The following is an 18,481-nucleotide window of genomic DNA, read 5'->3' on the forward strand; positions in this document are numbered from 1 at the left end:
CTATGCTAATGCAGCACTTTTTCCCGCTACGTAACCAGAGGACCAGGCCCATTGTAAGTTATATCCACCACAGTCACCATCTATATCCATTATTTCTCCAGCAAAATATAAGCCTGAAACAATCTTTGATTCCATTGTTTGGGGATTAATATCCCGCACATCAACACCTCCGGCCGTTACCTGGGCTGCAGTCCAGGTATTGGTCCCGATAACTTCAAATTGCCAGTCTAGTAAAATATCAATGATTTTATCTCGTTCAGCCGACGTAACCTCAGCTACTTTTTTGTTGATATCCCCGATACCGGCTTGTTTTAATAACACAGGTATAAGTTGTTTATTAATAAAACCGACAAAACTAAAGGATAGATTTTTGGTAGGATTGTCCGAAAAACGTTTCTTAATATATTGAGCCAAATCCTCCCTGGAGAGATGGGTTATTAGACTTATCCTAAGCAACACCCGCTTATTTTTATGTAGGCCTTGGGCTGCAGTACGACTAAGGTCAAAAATAGGTGGCCCCGATATGCCATACTCTGTAAAGAGAATTTCTCCCTGGGCCTTAGCTTGTACTTTTTTATCTACAATAATTTCTGCTACCCCGTCGAATTTAATGCCTTTAATCTGTTTTAAAAATGGTTCAGCCAGCTTCAGTTGTACTAGGGCTGGATAAGTTTCAATAAACCTATGCCCCAATTTTTCCGCTAACTGATAACCACTTCCAGTAGAGCCCAAATTAGGAGCAGCTTTTCCTCCTGTGGCTAAGATTATTTTAGGGGCAAAATACCTTTGTCCATTTTTTATGGTAATGTCGAAGCCATTTTTAACTTTTTTTATTTCCTTAACCTCTGCATCTACTACGATTTCTACCCCTAAGTGTTCCAATTCATGCCTTAATACATCTAGTACACTGGAGGCTTGATTAGAAAAAGGAAAGACCTTTCCCCTATCTTCTACTTTATGGGATATACCCAATTGCTCAAAAAATTCGATGGTTCGGTAATTATCAAAACGATGTAAAGCAGCCAAAGCAAATTTGGGTGAAGAACCATGAAAATGCTGAGGATTCATATCCATATTGGTTAAATTGCATCTACCATTGCCAGTTGCTAAAATTTTTTTACCAACCCTTTGATTTCTTTCCAAAATTGTAACATGAGCACCAGATCTCCCAGCCACAATGGCTGCAAATAAGCCGGCGGCTCCCCCACCAATAACTATTATTTCATTTTTTACTTTAGACATAGGTCCCATCTCCTAGGGGCTTATACTTTTCAATAATAGCCTCAGCCACACGGATACCATCAACTGCAGCCGAAACAATTCCCCCCGCATATCCAGCCCCTTCACCTGCCGGGTAAAGCCCAATTATGTTAGATTGCCTCTGATCGTCACGCTCGATTCGAACTGGTGAAGAACTTCGAGTTTCTACACCGGTAAGTATTGCTTCAGGTAAGGCAAAGCCCCTTAATTTTTTATCAAATTCTACGATAGCTTCCTTTAAAGTTTCCACCACATAGGTTGGCAGGCAGTGCTTAAGCTCCGCCAAGGTTACACCTCTAGGGTATGAAGGTTCAACCCGACGAATATTTTGTGAAGGTCTATCTGCTAGAAAATCTCCCACTAATTGAGCTGGTGCATGATAATTTCCTCCAGCTAACTCAAAGGCCTTTCTTTCCCATTGACGTTGAAACTCTACACCAGCCAAGGGATGGCCACTACTGAAATCCGCAGGTGTAACTCCCACTAATAACGCACTATTGGCATTATCAGCACTACGGGCATGTTCACTCATACCGTTAGTCACAACGCCACCCTCTTCGGATGCAGCAGCCACAACAACACCCCCGGGGCACATACAAAAGGTGTATGCCGAACGTCCACTGGATGAGTGATAGGATAATTTATATTCGGCAGCACCTAACTTTGAATGATGGGCAAACTTCTTATATTGCGCCCGGTTAATTAATTCTTGAGGATGCTCAATCCTAACACCTATTGAAAAAGATTTTGGTGTAATCTTAATACCCTTGTCATATAGCATTTTAAAGGTATCTCGGGCACTATGGCCAATGGCTAACATAACTACTTCTGTATCGATGGATTCTTCACCATTCACCACTACTCCAGTTACCATACCTCGTTCTATTTTTATATCTGTTATTTTAGCATTAAAACATACTTCCCCGCCCAGACTAATGATTCGATGGCGAACATTTTTAACCACATTCCTTAGAATATCGGTTCCCACATGGGGCTTGTGAGAATATAGTATCTCAGCTGGAGCTCCAGCTGAAACCATTTCTTCCAAAACTTTACGACAGCGAAGATCACGGATTAGGGTTGTTAGCTTGCCATCGGAAAAAGTTCCTGCCCCGCCTTCTCCAAATTGAACATTGCATTCAGTGTCCAATTTGCCTGTTTTCCAAAAGAATTTTACTGCCTCGGTTCTTGTATCAACATCTGCTCCCCTTTCCAGTAACAAAGGCCTATAACCCATAACAGCTAAGATTAATCCAGCAAACAAACCCGCAGGGCCAGTACCAATAATAACTGGTCTATTTTTCAAGGGAATTACGCCAGGACTGGCATATTCATATTCCAGATTGGGAGAGGAAGTTACATCTTTGTCCTCTGCAAATTTCTTTAAGATTTTATCTTCATGGGCAATCACTGCATCCACGGTATAAATAAAAAAGATCTGATCTTTTTTTCTTGCATCTACGGAACGTTTAAAAATACTATAATCAATCAAATCTTTTTCCTTGATTCTGAGTTTTGACAATAACCCTTTTTTAATATCAGCTTCATCTTGATCCAAGGCCAACTTTATACCGGAAACTCTTATCATGATGCTCTTCCTTCCTCCCGTGGCATACTACCATAATTTTACACGAAAACCTAAAATCCAATTCCTCCTAGTTAATATTTTCTTGAATAAATGCCTTGTTCCTGCATTTTAGGCAGTATTTTTAGATATGCTTGGGCAAAAGCCATTCTTTAAAGCTCATCTCAAGTACCCTTTAGGGCTATCGACCTCCGTTTGCTAATTAAATTATATCTGCGAGGTTGATATTAAATCGTAACCTCAAAGCATATATTTACCTTTGATCTTCATGAATATCTATTTATTTTCTAAACCAAAACCTTTCGTGACTCATGGTTGTTTTATAGGTAAATTTGGAATATAATTCATATATAGTTAGTTATTTAATAGGGAGGAGATAGTCTTGGAAAAATTCTGCACAAAAGTAAATGAAGTCGTTACTATTGAACCTAAAATGGATTATGAGAACAAAGAGAAACAAGTTGGTTGGTTATTCTTCACCTGCTATAATTACTACCGCAAATGTAAAGGCGCTTGTCCCAGATTAGAAGAACTTATTAAAGATAAAGAATAACACTACGGGCTGTAGCTATTAATACGCTACAGCCCGTTTACTATCTAAATACTACCTTTTCTTTGTTTCCTTAACTATAATAAATAGATAACACATGAAAAGAAGAGGGTACAAATGTTGGATTGCTATGTGGTTTATATATTAAAATGTTCTGATGATACTTTATACACCGGAATAACCAACGATTTATACAAGAGATTAATAAGACATGGGCATGGAAAAGCCAGTAAATATACCCGTTGTCGGTTACCAGTGCAATTGGCCTATGTAGAAGGTGTCTACACTAAAGGTAAGGCTCTTTCAAGGGAGAATGAAATTAAAAAATTAAGCCGTCCCCAAAAAATACTGTTAATCAAACATGCAGAAGAAAATAATATCTAAATATTAATACTATGACCGACATTGTTTAAGATAAAACCATCTTTCCATACTTCTTTTAGTTTCATTTGAGCATGAAAACCAGTACAATGGGAGACTGCTAACTTTTCTACTTTCATCTCTTTTAATACCTCAATGGTTTGTAGTAGCCTTTCTTCATTTGCTTCAATTAAATGTGTGCCACCCACCACAGCATAAATATCCTCCTCGCCGATTACTTGCCTGGCATAACGTAATATATTAACGATACCAGAGTGACTACAGCCAACTATGACAACAATCCCCTTGGAAGTCTTTACAAAAAGTGCTTGATCATCCAGTAAGGGGTCATGAATATATTCCCCCCCTTTTTTTATTGAAAAGTGAGGATTTGCCACCTCAAAATCAGTAACCCTGGGAATCTGACCAGATAGGATAATATTGCTGCTTAAAAAGATCGGTTCCGTTTCTAGATGAAACTGAGCTCCAGCCTTTTCTAATTCATCTTTGTTAAAAGGAATACCTACTCCATGATACTCACCCTCTTTGTTTCTGGAAAACTTTTCATCAAAGATACCAGGGTGAGCGTACACGGGTTTAGATCCACTTAAGGCCAATGCCCTTTTAATTCCACCTGTATGATCATAGTGACCATGACTCAAGGCTATGGCATTTATTTGTCTAAGATCCATTTGCAATGCTCGTACATTAGATTCAATGGTAAGACCTTGTCCTGTATCAAAAAGTAATGAATAGTCAGAGGTCTCTACCAATAGTGATAATCCGTGTTCTGCCATTAAATTCTTTTTGTTTGCGGAATTTTCGGATACAACTGTAACTCTTAACTCTTTTTCCATAATAACACCTCGCTTGTATGAATAGAACAAAAGCAGAAATACATTCTGTATTCGTAGCAGTAAAAAAAAATTAGTTACCGTATTTGCTTCCCTAAGGAAGCAATTATGGCCTGCCCCAAGGATATCCCCCCATCATTGGGAGGAACTTGATTCTGCGTTAACACCTTAAAGCCTCTTTCTTGAAGTAATTGATAGGTTAGAGTTAATAAATAATGGTTTTGCCAAGAGCCTCCGCTGAGGGCGACTGTTGAAAGTCCAGCTTGCTCTCTTACTTTTAGAGCTGAATTTATTACAATATCTATTATAGTATGATGAAATCTTCTCACAATCACTCTTCTTGGAACCTTAGCTGTAACATCTCTAATAACTTGTTCCAAAACCAGGGTAGGATCTATTACTTTCCCGTGATTGTAATATGGGTAGGACTCTAAATCATAGTAGGTCTCCTTAGACATCATATTACCAAGCCTTACCGCTGCTTCCCCCTCGTAGGTATTCTTGTAGCAGACTCCCGTAAGGGCAGCCACAGCATCAAATATCCGCCCGCAACTGGAGGATAGGGGAACATTAAAACCCTTATCAAGCATCTGCTTTGCCATTTCTATCTCCACCTGGTAGTTCGGAAAAAGACCCATTGCTATTTTAGCCCCTTTCTCACCTAGAAAGGTTATCAAATAAGCACTGGCTGTTAACCAGGGATTACTAATAGCTTGTTCCCCACCGGGTAAGGGTACATAATCTAGATAATATTCCCTGTTAAAATCAAGATAACTCCCTCTTAAAACTTCAAATCCCCAGAGATGACCGTCAGCACCATAACCAGTGCCGTCCAGTATAATGCCTATCACTTCTTCATTGATGTTGTTTTCTGCAAGACAAGAGGCCAGATGAGCATGGTGGTGTTGGATTTTTATATATTGGTCTAGGCCCATATCCCTGACGATATCTTTACCTATACTAGATGAATGATAGTTAGGATGAATGTCTATCGCAACAACTTGCGGTTTAACATCTAATAAATCACAGTATTTTTTAATAGCTATTTTAAGGTTTTCCATACCCTCCAACGTGCTGATATCCCCAATGTGTGGACTAAGGTAGGCCTTTCCTTGGTGAAGTAAACAAAAGGTGTTCTTCTTTTCTCCACCCATAGCTAGAACTGTGCGTTTTGTGTTCATAGACAAATTAATGGGACTAGGTACATAACCACGAGAACGTCGTATAAACTGAATTTTTTTATTCACTACTTGGATTACGGAATCATCGCAGCGGTTAAGAATTTCCCGATCATGGAAGAGAAAAAAATCTGCTATATCGATTAGTTCTTCAAAAGCAAACTGGTTATCAATAACTTGAGGTAAATTAGAACTATTGCCACTGGTCATCACCAGTAGTGCAGGTCCATTTTGTAGTAAAAGATAATGTAAGGGGGTATAGGGCAACATACATCCAAGGTTAGTAAGCCCAGGGGCCAAAGAATATGGCAGAACTTTATCTTTTTTTCTTAGGAGTACGATAGGTGCTGATGGCGATGTTAATATCTTTGCTTCCTGTTCACTAACATAACAATATTTCTTTATAGTTTCAAGGTCCCTGCACATAACAGCAAAGGGTTTAGCTGGTCTATTTTTACGCAGGCGCAGTTCCCTAATTGCTTTTTCATTTTGAGCATTGCAGGCAAGATGAAAGCCTCCTAAGCCTTTAATAGCTAGGATATTACCTAGTCTAAGTAACTCGCAGGAAACCTCCAGCCAATCACCTTCAACAGCATTACCAAAGCTATCAACCAATTTCATTTGCGGCCCGCAGTTTGGACAAGCCACCGGTTGGGCATGAAAACGACGATCCAAGGGATTAGCATATTCCTTAGAACAATGGTAACACATAGGAAAAACTTTCATGGAGGTTACTTTACGATCATAGGGTTGTTTGAACAAGATTGTAAACCTAGGACCACAGTTTGTACAATTAGTAAAGGCATACCGATAATGACGGTCATCGGGGTTTAAGATTTCATGCATACAATCCTTACAGGTTGCCATATCCGGTGGTACCATTAATTTTTCAGTTTTTCCTGTCTGACTTTTATTTATAATAAATTCATGATCATACCTAGGTGCTAAGGTTTCTTTTGTTATATTTTCAATCCTGGCTAGAAATGGAGGGTTCATTTTTAAATCATTTAAGAATCTATCTATTTCTTTAAGTTCCCCCTCTACCTCTATAACTACACCAATCTTATCGTTATTAACCGTTCCTGACAAACCGTACTTGGTTGCAAGTCTATACACGAAGGGCCTAAAACCAACACCTTGGACAATGCCGCTAACTCTTATTTTGTACCTTTGTAACTGGTGCACAAAATCACCTTTTCTCTATCAACAGATTCTTGGCAAAGGGGTACCAGCCATTAAATCAAGAACTTTGGTTCCACCCAGGATTGTTTTTAGATATACATTACCTTTACCAGCCTTTACCTCACCTATTATGCTGGCACCCTTTCCCAAAGGATGTTGCTGTAATAGCTTGAGTGCTGAATTCGCTTGACCAGAAGCAACGAACATGGTAAATTTACCTTCGTTAGCTATATAAAGCGGGTTGAGACCTAGGAAGTTAGAAATTCCTTGCGTTTGGGTTGAAATAGGTATTTTACCTTCTTCCAGCCAAACATCTACACCACAGGCTAAAGCAATTTCCTTAAGTCCAGTGGCCAAACCTCCTCTAGTTAGATCCCTCATAATTTTGATACCGGAGAAAGCTTGTAATAGTTCACCAACGACACCCTCTAAAGGCGCACAATCGCTGAATATTTGATTCTCAAGATTTAAATCAAGTCTTTGCGTAAGGATTGCTATACCATGGTCTCCTAGGGTACCGTTAACAATTATCGAGTCACCCGGAGCAACACGGTGATAACCTAAGTTGGTACTCTCATTAATCCAGCCAACACCTGTTGTTGTAATAAATATTTTATCAACCTGACCACGTTCAACAACTTTTGTATCCCCAGCAATAATCTCCACACCACATTCACAACAAGCTTCAGCCATTGAGGATATTATTCTTTCCAGGGTAGCCATTGGTAAACCTTCTTCTAAAACAAAGGCGGCAGTTAGGTACTTGGGTTTAGCACCGCTGACCGCCAAATCATTGATAGTTCCATAGACAGAAAGCTTACCTAAATCTCCACCGGGAAAGAAAACCGGAGTCACTACAAAGGAATCGGTGGTTATGGCTAGACGCCCCTGTTTCCCTGCTACAATCGCTGCATCCCCCTGGTTCTTCAAGGTTGTACTGGTAAAATATTTATGGAAGAGCTGATCTATGAGTTTTGCTGTAAGGGCACCACCATCGCCGTGGGATAATAAAATTACCTCCGAAGTTGTTTGATTCATAACATCACTCCATATTTATAACCGTTCATAACGATAGTAATTAGCACAGGTGCCCTCTGAGGAAACCATACATGGCCCTACTGGAGCAGTAGGTGTACAGTCTTTGGCAAACAATGAGCATTCACTAGGCATTATTTTACCTTTTAATATTTCGCCGCAGCGGCAGGTATTCCTGATCACTGAATGTACTGGGTTTAACTTAAATTTCTTTCTGGCATCGAACTGTTCATAATTGCGACGTAAATGCAGGCCGCTGGCAGGAATACTGCCAAAGCCCCTCCAAATTGCAGTTTCTAAATAGAAGTACTTATTAATGAAACCCTGAGCCTTAAGATTTCCCTGATCACGTACCACCCTAGCATAATCATTGACGACTCTCGGACTGCTTGACCGCAACATATTAAGCAGGCTGTAGACACCCCCCAAGATATCCAGTATTTCAAAACCTGCTACCACTGCTGGCTTATCATATTGTTCTGCTAAAAAATTAAAAACTTGGCTACCTGTAATGGCAGCCACATGGCCAGGTAATAGAAATCCGTCTATTGCAAGTTCAGCATCATTTAATAATATGTGTAATACTGGTTCCACTGACTTATGTAGAGATAAAATACTAAAATTAGTGAACCCTTCAACAGAAGCTTCCTCAAGGGTTAGTGATATTAGGGGGGCAGTAGTCTCAAAGCCAACTGCTATTAAAATCACCTGCCTCCCGGGATTTACCCGAGCTAGTTTTAAAGCTTCCCTAGGTGAAAAAATAATCTTCACCTGGGCACCACAGGCCCGTTCCTGCTCTAAACTTGAAAAACTGCCTGGTACTCTCATCATATCTCCGAATACAGCTACTGTTACCCCTGGGATTTTAGTAAGGGCGAGTATAAAATCTATATCTTCCTGAGCAGTTACACAAACCGGGCAGCCTGGGCCACTTCTCAGTTCTAGGACATCCTTTAGTAGACTACGAAGTCCGAAACGTGAAAATGCCTCTGTATGTGTACCACAGACTTCCATCAGTATAGGAGGCCTGCCCAGTAGTTCCCTAAGTTCTTGTCCCAAAAAAATAACACGTTGGACCAACTGCCTTGCAATATCCAGATTGTTTATATACTCAATTTTCATCTCAATAGTTCCTTCAAAAAGCGAATTTGCTCTTGGGCTATCTCCATATCAAGTTTTTCAATGGCATAACCTGCATGAATCATTAAATAATCACCCTCAGCCACTTCACCAACTAGCTGCGTACCAACTTTTTGTTTTACCCCGAAGGCCTCGATCACGGCCCAAGGTTCTCCAATTCTAACTTTAACCACCCTTCCCGGTACTGCTAGGCACATATGTTAATCCCCCATTATTAACTCTTTATTCGTCAAAAAGCCAGCTCACAAATTCAGCTAAACCCGAGCCTGTTTTTGCTGAGGTAACAAATATTTTAAGCCGAGGGTTTATTTGAAGCAGTTCCTTAAGGCAGGCATTAAGGTCAAAATCTATATAGGGAAGTAAATCTGCTTTGGTTATTATTACTGCTGTTGCTGCTTCAAAAACACGGGGGTATTTAGCAGCCTTATCATCCCCTTCAGTAACACTTAAGAGTGCTATTTTTTCATGTTCACCTAAGTCAAAGGCTGCAGGACAAACAAGATTGCCTACATTTTCTATAATCACTAGCTCCAATTGATCCAGTGGTAATTCTCCCAGTGCTTTCTCTATCATCCTGGCATCTAAGTGGCAGATGCCCTGGGTATTAATTTGGACAACTGGCACTCCCTTGGTAGCAATTCTTTCGGCATCCCGAATAGTGGCAATATCCCCTTCTATAACCCCTACCGACATTTTCCCTGGGTACAATTCTAAAACCTTTTCGAGTAGTGTGGTTTTGCCGGTGCCCGGGGAACTGATAAGGTTTATGGCCTTTACTTTACATCCATCTAGCCTATCTTTATTTAATTTAGCCACATCACTATTAGCTTTTAGTAAGGATTTAGCTAAAATAACTTTCATGGGAGTCCACTCCTTATCTCAACATTCTCCTTCATAATAATCTACATATAACTCCCAACCTGGAGTTATCTCCAGTTCCAAGATCGCTCCCTGACAAATTGTATCACGGGTTAAAGCTTGGAAGGCAAAATCCAATGCCTTCGGTAAGGCTCCATGACACTCTCCTACAACCAACCTAATTAGGGATATTTGTTTGATACCATGTTCTGAGGCACTGGTTGTAATTAGCTCAATCAAACCATGGATAAGAGAAACTTCATGCATTTTTTAACAACCTCAAATAATAATCTTATGGGTTACGTCACCCTTTGCATTCATAACATGGGTGCCACAATTGATGCAGGGATCAAAGGAACGAATTATTCTTCCCAATACTGTATTAACTAAATCAGGATTCGGAATTACTGTGCCAATCAAGGCAGCTTCAACAGGCCCCAGTTGTCCTTTATTATCCTTGGGAGAAAAGTTCCAGTTACTGGGTGTGATAATTTTGTATTTCTCCACATTTTCACCCCTCAAGTTAACTCCATGTAGCAGGGTACCACGCATAACGTCTGTGGCCGCCACAGCTTGTTCCCTTACAAGCCTCTCTTTTTGCTGGATAGGTGGTGGACCGGAAACCAATTTCCCTAACCACTCAATTACCAACTCTGTAATAAGGAGTGTTTCAAGGGAGCGGGCATTAATACGATCCATAGTTGAGGTTCCCCCACGGTAGAAGCCGTTAATCAACATTCTGGCCAGAGGACCCACTTCAATGGGCTGTCCTGCATACTGCATAGCTTTAATATAGGTATAAGCTCCGGGCTTGTGGGGAGCAGGTAGTGTTTCTCCATCTACCGGAAGATACCAGGAATTAGTAACATCCTCACTAATTAATTGAAGATTAGGTATACTAATCTGATTGCCTGTTAATACACCTCCCTGCCAAAGATTTTGCTGGTTTTTTGAACCCAAACGAAACATACCAAAGGATAGCAATCTTTTTGGTGTCTGCCCTAGTTTGAAGTAGTCGCTATAGACCCTGGAAATCAACTCAGTATCCGGTATGATACATTCTTTAACAAAGCGATGCACATTTCCTATTAAAGCCATTGCTTGATTAATTTTATCGGCAGTAGGGGCAACTGCCACTCCACCGTGAACAAAGCTATGTTGATTTGGTGCCTTGCCACCAAATAACGTTAGTAATTGATGACATTCCTGGGAAGCTAACACAGAGCGAAAGTAATGTTCCACCAGGCGGGCATTATCTTGAACAGATAAGCGTCCATCCTTTAAGTTCTGACCCTGAAAAGGCGGCTGGTCTGGCATTTTTGCATAATCAGGTAAACTAAAAAAATAAAAGTGGCGAATATGGTTTTGTAAAAAATCTGCTGCCAGCATGATATTTCTTAAATATTGAGCATTCTCTGAAAGCTCATTGTCATAAAGCTCATCAAGCAGGTAACTGGCCACTGCACCGTGGGCCAGTGAGCAAATGCCACAAACCCTCTGGGTCATGTATACTGCATCGGTCACATGCCGGTCCTTCATTACATACTCAATGCCCCTATACATTGTTCCACTGGCATTGGCATTCGACACCCTGCCCCGATCCATCACTATCTCAACAGATAACAAACCACTTAATCTGGTTACAGGACTAAACATGATTCTCTTTTTAGTCATTTTTATCTCCTTCCGGTACCCGAGGAGTTACTTACTCTTCTTTATTCTTATTTTTCTTCGGTAGAGGGGTAAAAAAAGGAGTGGAACCATCTGGAAAATCTTCATTAGTACAACCAATGCAGGGGGTATTAGCCTTAACAGGCCAATTTACATGATTTGTCCATAGCCGGTAAGGACAATCAGCACCAGTCTTAGGCCCTACGCACCCTTGGGAAAACATACATTCAATATCCCCCAATTTCTTGGCAAATTGATCTTGGTCAAAGTAGGAACGTCGCTGGCAATGACGGTGTACCGTAAACCCATAGAAAAGTGTTGGACGCCCTAAGTCATCTAATTCTGGTTTACCAAATAACAGCAGATGGGCCAAAGTGCCCACGAACCAATCGGGGTTAATAGGACACCCACTGACATTAATAACCTCTCTATTTAAAACCTTACGAACTCCTACACTGCCTGTGATATTAGGCCTGGCAGCTGAAACACCACCAAAACTGGCGCAGGTTCCTAAAGCAATTACGTGCTCCGCCAGTGGGCCTAACCAAGTCACTACGTCAAGTGCTGTAAGTTTGCGGTCATCTGTACAGGCAATAATTGTGTAAAGACCATTATCCTTTAGGGGAACCGCACCTTCCACAACTAGAGTAAATTTACCTTGGAGTTTAACAGCAGTTTGCTCCAGAATATTAAGGGCATCCTTTCCCTGAGCTGCCATAAATGTATTACTATATAAAAGATCGATTAGGTCTGTAAAAACTTGCCCCAAATAAGGGTAAGTTGTGTTCATGAAGGCTATGTTATTATCACCGCTGTCGTTGGTTTCAAGCCAAATCACAGGTAATTTCTTGTTGGTTTTACTCGTTCTATGATCTTTAACTGCGGCAAGTACATATTCAGATAGCTGATAGCTTGGTCCTGCAGTCAATTCCCGACAGCCCTTTATAAAATCTTCTTTTTGCATAATTCTACTCCTAAAATTAATAATCCCTTATATATATGTATTATGAATAACATTCAAAAGAACCTAACTTATCAAATCCTAATACTGGGATTGGGTAACCCCTTCATGGGCGATGACGGAATTGGCATTTTTGTGGTAGAGGAATTAGAAAAAATGGAGTGGCCTCACGATGTACGGATAATTGACGTGGGAACGTCAATTATCAATTACCTTTGGGAAATTAGTCAAGCCAGGCAAGTTATAATCATTGACGCCCTTGGGGCAGGGGGCCCTCCGGGATGTGTTTACCGACTGGATATGGAAGATGTTATGGATTATCCTAACCAGGATGCTCACGACATGTCACTACCAACCATTATTAAGTGGACTAGAGGTATTACCGGGTTACCAGAAGGAATAACTATTTACGGGGTGGAGCCTGAACAGTTAGATTTTGGCAAGGAATTATCAATGGTGGTTAAAAACACAATGCCAAAAATCATTACCGAGATTAAAACTGAGGTTCAAAGGCTGATAAGAAACATAGATTCAACATTTCGAAGCTAGATAACTAAGGTAAATTCTCATCCAGAATCTTTTAATGATATAACAGAAAAAAACCTTTCTCTTCACAAGAAGAGTGAATACTCTTCTTGTCACACCCCTCCAGTTAGGATAAACTTTTATACTGGAGGAATATAAAATGATTCTACTACAGACAAATAATGTTTCTAAATACTTTGGTGTAAAACAAGTCCTCAAAGACATAACTGTCTCCATTCAGGACAATGAGAAACTTGGGCTAGTAGGTATAAATGGTGCTGGAAAATCAACTCTGTTAAAAATTTTAACCTCTCAACTAACTCCCGATAGTGGAGAGGTTTTCAAACAATCCAATTTAACCATTGGCTACTTAGCCCAGGATAGCGGTCTAAACTCTCAAAGATCTATCTATGATGAAATGCTATTGGCCTTCCAGAATCTTATAGCTATGGAGCAACAACTTCGGCAACTGGAAGAGAAAATGGGTCAGGACCAGAATAATAACTCTATAACCTATCAACAAATTATGGAAGAGTATGCCCACCTCTCGGATGCTTTCCGTGATTTAGGGGGTTACAGTTATCACTCATTAATTCGTGGTGTTTTACAAGGACTTAATTTTTCTGATATAGACTATAATGCGCCAATATCGTTATTAAGTGGTGGTCAAAAAACCCGGTTAGCTTTGGCGAAAAATCTCTTATCTAAACCAAATTTACTAATTCTGGATGAACCCACAAACTATCTTGATATTCAGACCTTATCCTGGTTGGAACAGCATTTACAAACCTATGACGGGGCTGTATTGGTTGTTTCCCACGACCGTTATTTTCTAGATAAAGTGGTAAACCGGATTATTGAGTTGGAGTATGGAAATGCCACCACATATCATACAAATTATTCCGGTTTTATTGATCTTAAGGCTCAGCAACAGGAAACACAACTTAAACAATTTGAACATCAACAGGAAGTAATCGCCAAAGCAAAGGACTTCATCCAGCGTAATATGGTAAGGGCATCCACCACCCGAAGGGCCCAGAGCCGCTTAAAGTTACTAGACAAAATGGAGCTTATTGAAGCTCCCATAAGTAAACAAAAGCAAGTTTATTTTTCCTTTGAGATTAAGCGTCCCAGTGGCAAAAATGTCTTGTCTGTTTCTAATTTAGGCATTGGTTACCCTAACAGCCAATTGGCTAAGAATATTAATTTTTCTTTAGAACGCGGTGAAAGTGTTGCCCTTCTAGGGCCTAACGGCATCGGCAAATCTACTTTGTTGAAAACCATCATAGGTCAACTCACCCCTAAGGAAGGAACTATTCAAATAGGTACCCATGTAAGTATTGGTTATTATGCTCAACAGCAGGAAAAACTCCGCCCAGATAAGACAGTGCTTGATGAATTATGGGATGATTATAAGCTCATGGATGAAAAGGACGTAAGAACCGTTCTCGGTAATTTTCTCTTTCGGGAGGATGATGTTTATAAAAATGTAGGTGACCTCAGTGGCGGTGAAAAGGCTAGGCTTTCTTTGGCCAAATTAATGTTGGAAAAAGCAAACCTATTGATCCTAGATGAACCCACTAACCACCTTGATATATTAAGTCGTGAAGTCCTGGAAAGTGCCCTTATAGACTATCCTGGAACCATTTTATTTGTTTCCCACGACCGCTATTTTCTAAATAAAATGGCCAGCCGAATTGTCGAGTTAACCCCCACTGGAGTTGAAAGTTTTTTAGGTAATTATGATTATTATCTTGAAAAAAAAGCTGAAAGGGTTACAGTTCAGGATAACAAGGTTATATCTGTTAAAACCCCGGCTAGTAAGCAAAGTTATTTAGAAAGCAAGGAATTGCAACGGGTTGAAAGAAAAAGGTTAAAAAGAATTGAGGAATTGGAACAGTTAATTGCACAAAATGAGGCAGACATTGCACAAATTGAAGCAAAATTAGCAGACCCTGGAATCGCCAAGGATTATACAGCCTGCCTGGAGTTAAGCGAAGATCTCAACCGAAAAAAAACTACAATTGATAATCTACTTGAAGAATGGATGGCACTAACTGAAAGTGCAGAATAACCACCCAAGGGGTGGTTATTCTTTTTCATTTTTTACACAAGTTTCAAATTTTATATAAAAATTGGATATATTGTCACACTATCCCATCCAAATCATATTATGTGGTATAAAAAGTAAATGGAGGGATTTTTTATGAGTGACAGAAAGTATGATGTTAAAAAGCCCGATTTCTTTGACCATGAAGATTTCTTTGAAGACAGAAAGACTTTTCCACCAGTTGATGGATGCCCCCAATTACCAGGTACACTGATCCGTATTAATATTCCTGCAGGAGCAGTCATTAATCTCCTTAATCTAATTGAGGTAGCTTCTCCTTCTGGTATTTGCTTAATCGTGCGTCTACCCATTCTGGGTAAACATAAAAACAATTCCTTGAAGGATATGTTTGACGCCATCCGCAGCGCCGGTGGTTCTGTGGAGTTTGTAAAATAATAACCAACCCATGGAGGTGTCGCAAAACTACTTTTTAGTAGCTGCGACACTTCTTGACATTCAAATTTAACAGATATAACGCAATGATCAGATTGTAAGGGAACGACCCCCGTGTCGTTCCCTTTATTATATGTCTTTATTTTGTTTTTTTAGGGACAGCCGCCTTTTTATTATTACTTCTCGGCCCTGCTCAGTGGGCCTGTAATAGCTTGCTCCCTGTAAAACATCTGGCATATACTGCTGTTCCACATAATGACCAGGGTAGCTATGGGGGTATTTATATCCCCTATTCCCCAGTTCCTCAGCTCCTCTATAGTGGGTATCCCTTAAGTGAAGTGGCACTCTGCCAACTGCCTTATTCTTAATATCCTTCATAGCTTCATCAATGGCTGCTATGACACTATTGCTTTTGGGTGCCGTAGCTAAATAAATAATACATTGGGCAATGGGAATGCGGGCCTCGGGCATGCCCACGGTTTCCAGCGCATTCCATGCTGCGTGAGCCATTAACATCGCCTGGGGATCAGCCATACCGATATCTTCTGAGGCATGGACAATTAAGCGACGAACAATGAACCGCTGGTCTTCTCCTGCTGCTGTCATTCTTGCATAATAGTGCAGGGCCGCATCTGGTGCTGAGCCTCGAATACTCTTAATAAAGGCAGAAATCACATCATAGTGGTTATCACCTGACTTGTCATAGCGAATATAACGCTGTTGTGTGGAATCCTCGGCCGCCTCAAGGGTGATATGGCGATAGTTATCATTGGCTGGTGCTGTGGATAATACTGCTAATTCCAAGGCATTTAATACATTTCTAGCATCGCCACCAGACATCTCAATGAAGTGTGTTATGGCTTCTTCGGTAAGTTTCACTTTGTATAAACCCAGGCCATGTTCTTCATCCTTAAGGGCCCGAAATACAAGTTTTTTTAAATCATCTTCAGTATGCTCCGCAAATTCAAATATCCTTGAACGACTTAACAAAGCACTATTAATCTCAAAATAAGGATTCTCTGTGGTTGCTCCGATCAGAATAACTTCCCCTTTTTCCACTGCTTCCAGTAGGCAATCCTGTTGTGCCCCTCTTTTTAACGAATGTATCTCGTCAATAAAAAAAATAGATCGCTTGCCATAAAAATTTAAATTATCTCTGGCTTTTTTTATTTCTGTCCGAATTTCAGCCACCCCTGCAGATACGGCATTTATTTTAACAAAGTTGGCTTTTGTCATTTCTGAGACAATAGATGCAAGTGTTGTTTTGCCGCTTCCTGGAGGACCATATAATATTATGGAACCCAGTTTATCAGCTTCAATGGCACGACGTAACAACTTACCCTTGCCTACTATATGTTCCTGACCAATAAAGTCATCCAGGTTCCGTGGACGCATTCTTTCTGCCAAAGGAGCAGCCTGTAAGCTACTTCTGGATGAACTAAATAAATCCATATAATCACCTTCTTAACTTACGTTACTAATAACCATTCATGATTGTGAGGTACCATTTCGGCGGAGTATATAATTAACGATTAGTCACATTTATTTTATCAGATCATTATTCAACAGAAAACATCAGCCTTTTGACTCAGCTCTACCAACTACACCTCAACGGAGCTAGCATTTAACTTTCTTATCCCAGCAAAGGTGCCCAAATCTTCGACTAGTTTAAGCATAGCTTTATCCTTTTGTTTAGCCTCCACCATAACATCTAAGTGCGAAGTTAGATCCTTTATTCCCAACAAAAAAAGCCTGATGTCATCAGGGTTGACATAATCATGATGGCTGCGGAAGTCTTTTTCACTCTTTGGACTGGAAATATGAATTTTAGGATTTAATCCAGTTCCCTGCCAAGTTGCACTAATGCGTGGGAATAACAGAATAATGTCTTCCTCTGGTTCATGATTGCATATAAAGTGGTGCAAATCCAGTACCATTGGCAAAGATAGTTCCTCGCATAGTTCCAACACCTCTGAAACCGTGTAGGTTTTATCATCATTTTCGACTGTTATTCTATCTCGTATGGCCTTAGAAACCTTAGTCCAGTTCTCCACAAACCTGCGTAAAGATAGTTTCTTCTCTCCATAGGCACCTCCTACATGGGTAACAAGTTTTGCTTGATTCCCCAATCCCATTTGACTCAGCATGTTATGATGATGATTCAGGTCGATCAATGAAGCCTCCACCACTTCTGCTTTAGGCGAATTAATTAATGTATAATGATCTGGATGGAAGGATACTCGAAAATGGTTTTGCCTTACATAATCCCCTATTTCTTTAAAATAACTATCCAAATTCACAAGATAATCCCAATCACTTAAATCGGGGTGAGTAGCCAACGGTATTAACTTACTGGAAAAACGGTAAATCATTACCTTATTTGCTTTGTTATTTTTAAGTAATCTCAAAGTATTTCGGAGGTTTTGTTGAGAAACCTTGGTTAACTTGGCTTTGGCTACTTCCCTATCCACCGCTGCCAGTTGGGTAAAATTCTTTAAAGTGACTGTTTTCGAAGGTGAACAGTTTTCCAGTTCCATTGACATAGCTACATAACCAAAGCGAACGATCACCAAGACCACTCCTAAATAATAATCTGTTTTAGCTTTATCAGACTCCTTGGAAGTTAAACATCTAAGATTTATTGCTAGTATGAAACAGCCGTCAGCCTTCAGTTTAATACCTTGGAAAAGGCCATGGGCCTTGGGCTTATTAGGGCACTAACCTTAAGAATTAGCAAGTGCTATCATTATCCCCCCACTGATGCACTATCACCTATGGATCGCTATATTTTCATCAATGGTTTGTGACTGGGTCATAGG

18 protein-coding genes are annotated in these 18,481 nt (G+C 40.1%); 5 read left to right on the forward strand and 13 right to left on the reverse strand.

From position 1 onward, the window contains the following. Both ACYQ03_RS14310 and ACYQ03_RS14315 read right to left on the reverse strand, forming a co-directional pair. The gene (locus tag ACYQ03_RS14310; protein WP_459910597.1) at positions 1–1,242 is read right to left on the reverse strand and encodes a BaiN/RdsA family NAD(P)/FAD-dependent oxidoreductase; all 1,242 of its coding nucleotides are present in this window, start codon (positions 1,240–1,242) and stop codon (positions 1–3) included. Then, positions 1,235–2,848 carry an NAD(P)/FAD-dependent oxidoreductase gene (locus ACYQ03_RS14315; protein ID WP_459910598.1) on the reverse strand — a complete coding sequence of 538 codons (1,614 nt, stop codon included), beginning with the start codon at positions 2,846–2,848 and terminating at the stop codon, positions 1,235–1,237. The genes ACYQ03_RS14310 and ACYQ03_RS14315 overlap by 8 nt, the downstream gene beginning before the upstream one ends. A gap of 379 nt (positions 2,849–3,227) precedes the next feature. On the opposite strand from ACYQ03_RS14315, the gene ACYQ03_RS14320 reads away from it, so the two are divergent. Next, entirely contained in the window at positions 3,228–3,398 is a 171-nt protein-coding gene (locus tag ACYQ03_RS14320) for a hypothetical protein (RefSeq protein WP_459910599.1), read from the forward strand. A gap of 114 nt (positions 3,399–3,512) precedes the next feature. Beyond that, the gene (locus ACYQ03_RS14325; RefSeq protein WP_459910600.1) at positions 3,513–3,779 is read left to right on the forward strand and encodes a GIY-YIG nuclease family protein; all 267 of its coding nucleotides are present in this window, start codon (positions 3,513–3,515) and stop codon (positions 3,777–3,779) included. Here the strand turns inward: ACYQ03_RS14325 and ACYQ03_RS14330 are convergent. The 9 genes from ACYQ03_RS14330 to ACYQ03_RS14370 all read right to left on the reverse strand — a co-directional run bounded on the left by ACYQ03_RS14330 (position 3,776) and on the right by ACYQ03_RS14370 (position 12,661). Then, on the reverse strand, positions 3,776–4,612 hold the full coding sequence (locus tag ACYQ03_RS14330; RefSeq protein WP_459910601.1) for an MBL fold metallo-hydrolase: 837 nt from the start codon (positions 4,610–4,612) through the stop codon (positions 3,776–3,778). The two genes, ACYQ03_RS14325 and ACYQ03_RS14330, sit on opposite strands and share 4 nt — an antisense overlap. A 74-nt stretch (positions 4,613–4,686) precedes the next feature. Then, complete coding sequence (hypF, locus tag ACYQ03_RS14335) at positions 4,687–6,972, reverse strand: carbamoyltransferase HypF (protein ID WP_459910602.1); 2,286 nt, start codon at positions 6,970–6,972, stop codon at positions 4,687–4,689. An 18-nt stretch (positions 6,973–6,990) separates the two neighbouring features. Then, entirely contained in the window at positions 6,991–8,007 is a 1,017-nt protein-coding gene (gene hypE / locus ACYQ03_RS14340) for a hydrogenase expression/formation protein HypE (protein ID WP_459910603.1), read from the reverse strand. A 15-nt stretch (positions 8,008–8,022) separates the two neighbouring features. Next, the gene (gene hypD, locus ACYQ03_RS14345; protein WP_459910604.1) at positions 8,023–9,126 is read right to left on the reverse strand and encodes a hydrogenase formation protein HypD; all 1,104 of its coding nucleotides are present in this window, start codon (positions 9,124–9,126) and stop codon (positions 8,023–8,025) included. After that, the gene (locus ACYQ03_RS14350) at positions 9,123–9,341 is read right to left on the reverse strand and encodes a HypC/HybG/HupF family hydrogenase formation chaperone (RefSeq protein WP_459910605.1); all 219 of its coding nucleotides are present in this window, start codon (positions 9,339–9,341) and stop codon (positions 9,123–9,125) included. The genes hypD and ACYQ03_RS14350 overlap by 4 nt, the downstream gene beginning before the upstream one ends. A gap of 25 nt (positions 9,342–9,366) precedes the next feature. After that, the gene (gene hypB, locus ACYQ03_RS14355) at positions 9,367–10,005 is read right to left on the reverse strand and encodes a hydrogenase nickel incorporation protein HypB (RefSeq protein ID WP_459910606.1); all 639 of its coding nucleotides are present in this window, start codon (positions 10,003–10,005) and stop codon (positions 9,367–9,369) included. An 18-nt stretch (positions 10,006–10,023) separates the two neighbouring features. Next, the gene (locus ACYQ03_RS14360; protein WP_459910607.1) at positions 10,024–10,269 is read right to left on the reverse strand and encodes a hydrogenase maturation nickel metallochaperone HypA/HybF; all 246 of its coding nucleotides are present in this window, start codon (positions 10,267–10,269) and stop codon (positions 10,024–10,026) included. Positions 10,270–10,281: 12 nt separating this feature from the next. Continuing rightward, positions 10,282–11,676, reverse strand: coding sequence for a nickel-dependent hydrogenase large subunit (locus tag ACYQ03_RS14365; RefSeq protein ID WP_459910608.1), 1,395 nt, complete (start codon positions 11,674–11,676; stop codon positions 10,282–10,284). Positions 11,677–11,707: 31 nt separating this feature from the next. After that, positions 11,708–12,661: a hydrogenase small subunit gene (locus ACYQ03_RS14370; RefSeq protein WP_459910821.1), complete on the reverse strand. Its 954-nt coding sequence runs from the start codon at positions 12,659–12,661 to the stop codon at positions 11,708–11,710. 18 nt (positions 12,662–12,679) lie between these two features. On the opposite strand from ACYQ03_RS14370, the gene ACYQ03_RS14375 reads away from it, so the two are divergent. From ACYQ03_RS14375 to ACYQ03_RS14385, 3 genes are all read left to right on the forward strand, one after another. Further along, the gene (locus ACYQ03_RS14375; RefSeq protein ID WP_459910609.1) at positions 12,680–13,183 is read left to right on the forward strand and encodes a hydrogenase maturation protease; all 504 of its coding nucleotides are present in this window, start codon (positions 12,680–12,682) and stop codon (positions 13,181–13,183) included. A gap of 136 nt (positions 13,184–13,319) precedes the next feature. Further along, on the forward strand, positions 13,320–15,233 hold the full coding sequence (locus tag ACYQ03_RS14380) for an ABC-F family ATP-binding cassette domain-containing protein (RefSeq protein ID WP_459910610.1): 1,914 nt from the start codon (positions 13,320–13,322) through the stop codon (positions 15,231–15,233). Positions 15,234–15,365: 132 nt separating this feature from the next. Further along, positions 15,366–15,665 (forward strand): hypothetical protein, encoded by a 300-nt coding sequence (locus tag ACYQ03_RS14385; protein ID WP_459910611.1) that lies wholly within the window; start codon positions 15,366–15,368, stop codon positions 15,663–15,665. Between the two features lie 126 nt (positions 15,666–15,791). On the opposite strand, the gene ACYQ03_RS14390 is transcribed toward ACYQ03_RS14385, so the two are convergent. Beyond that, entirely contained in the window at positions 15,792–17,114 is a 1,323-nt protein-coding gene (locus ACYQ03_RS14390) for a replication-associated recombination protein A (RefSeq protein ID WP_459910612.1), read from the reverse strand. A 149-nt stretch (positions 17,115–17,263) separates the two neighbouring features. Next, a complete protein-coding gene (gene uvsE, locus ACYQ03_RS14395; RefSeq protein WP_459910613.1) occupies positions 17,264–18,232 on the reverse strand; it encodes a UV DNA damage repair endonuclease UvsE in 969 nt (322 codons plus the stop codon). Between the last annotated feature and the right edge of the window lie 249 nt (positions 18,233–18,481).

Source organism: Desulfotomaculum defluvii (assembly GCF_054657375.1).

Coding starts and splice junctions, on each gene's coding strand:
- ACYQ03_RS14310 (WP_459910597.1), bottom strand. CDS start 1,242: ATGTCTAAAGTAAAAAATGAAATAATAGTTATTGGTGGGGGAGCCGCC.
- ACYQ03_RS14315 (WP_459910598.1), bottom strand. CDS start 2,848: ATGATAAGAGTTTCCGGTATAAAGTTGGCCTTGGATCAAGATGAAGCT.
- ACYQ03_RS14325 (WP_459910600.1), top strand. CDS start 3,513: ATGTTGGATTGCTATGTGGTTTATATATTAAAATGTTCTGATGATACT.
- ACYQ03_RS14330 (WP_459910601.1), bottom strand. CDS start 4,612: ATGGAAAAAGAGTTAAGAGTTACAGTTGTATCCGAAAATTCCGCAAAC.
- hypE (WP_459910603.1), bottom strand. CDS start 8,007: ATGAATCAAACAACTTCGGAGGTAATTTTATTATCCCACGGCGATGGT.
- hypD (WP_459910604.1), bottom strand. CDS start 9,126: ATGAAAATTGAGTATATAAACAATCTGGATATTGCAAGGCAGTTGGTC.
- ACYQ03_RS14350 (WP_459910605.1), bottom strand. CDS start 9,341: ATGTGCCTAGCAGTACCGGGAAGGGTGGTTAAAGTTAGAATTGGAGAA.
- hypB (WP_459910606.1), bottom strand. CDS start 10,005: ATGAAAGTTATTTTAGCTAAATCCTTACTAAAAGCTAATAGTGATGTG.
- ACYQ03_RS14360 (WP_459910607.1), bottom strand. CDS start 10,269: ATGCATGAAGTTTCTCTTATCCATGGTTTGATTGAGCTAATTACAACC.
- ACYQ03_RS14365 (WP_459910608.1), bottom strand. CDS start 11,676: ATGACTAAAAAGAGAATCATGTTTAGTCCTGTAACCAGATTAAGTGGT.
- ACYQ03_RS14375 (WP_459910609.1), top strand. CDS start 12,680: ATGAATAACATTCAAAAGAACCTAACTTATCAAATCCTAATACTGGGA.
- ACYQ03_RS14380 (WP_459910610.1), top strand. CDS start 13,320: ATGATTCTACTACAGACAAATAATGTTTCTAAATACTTTGGTGTAAAA.
- ACYQ03_RS14385 (WP_459910611.1), top strand. CDS start 15,366: ATGAGTGACAGAAAGTATGATGTTAAAAAGCCCGATTTCTTTGACCAT.
- ACYQ03_RS14390 (WP_459910612.1), bottom strand. CDS start 17,114: ATGGATTTATTTAGTTCATCCAGAAGTAGCTTACAGGCTGCTCCTTTG.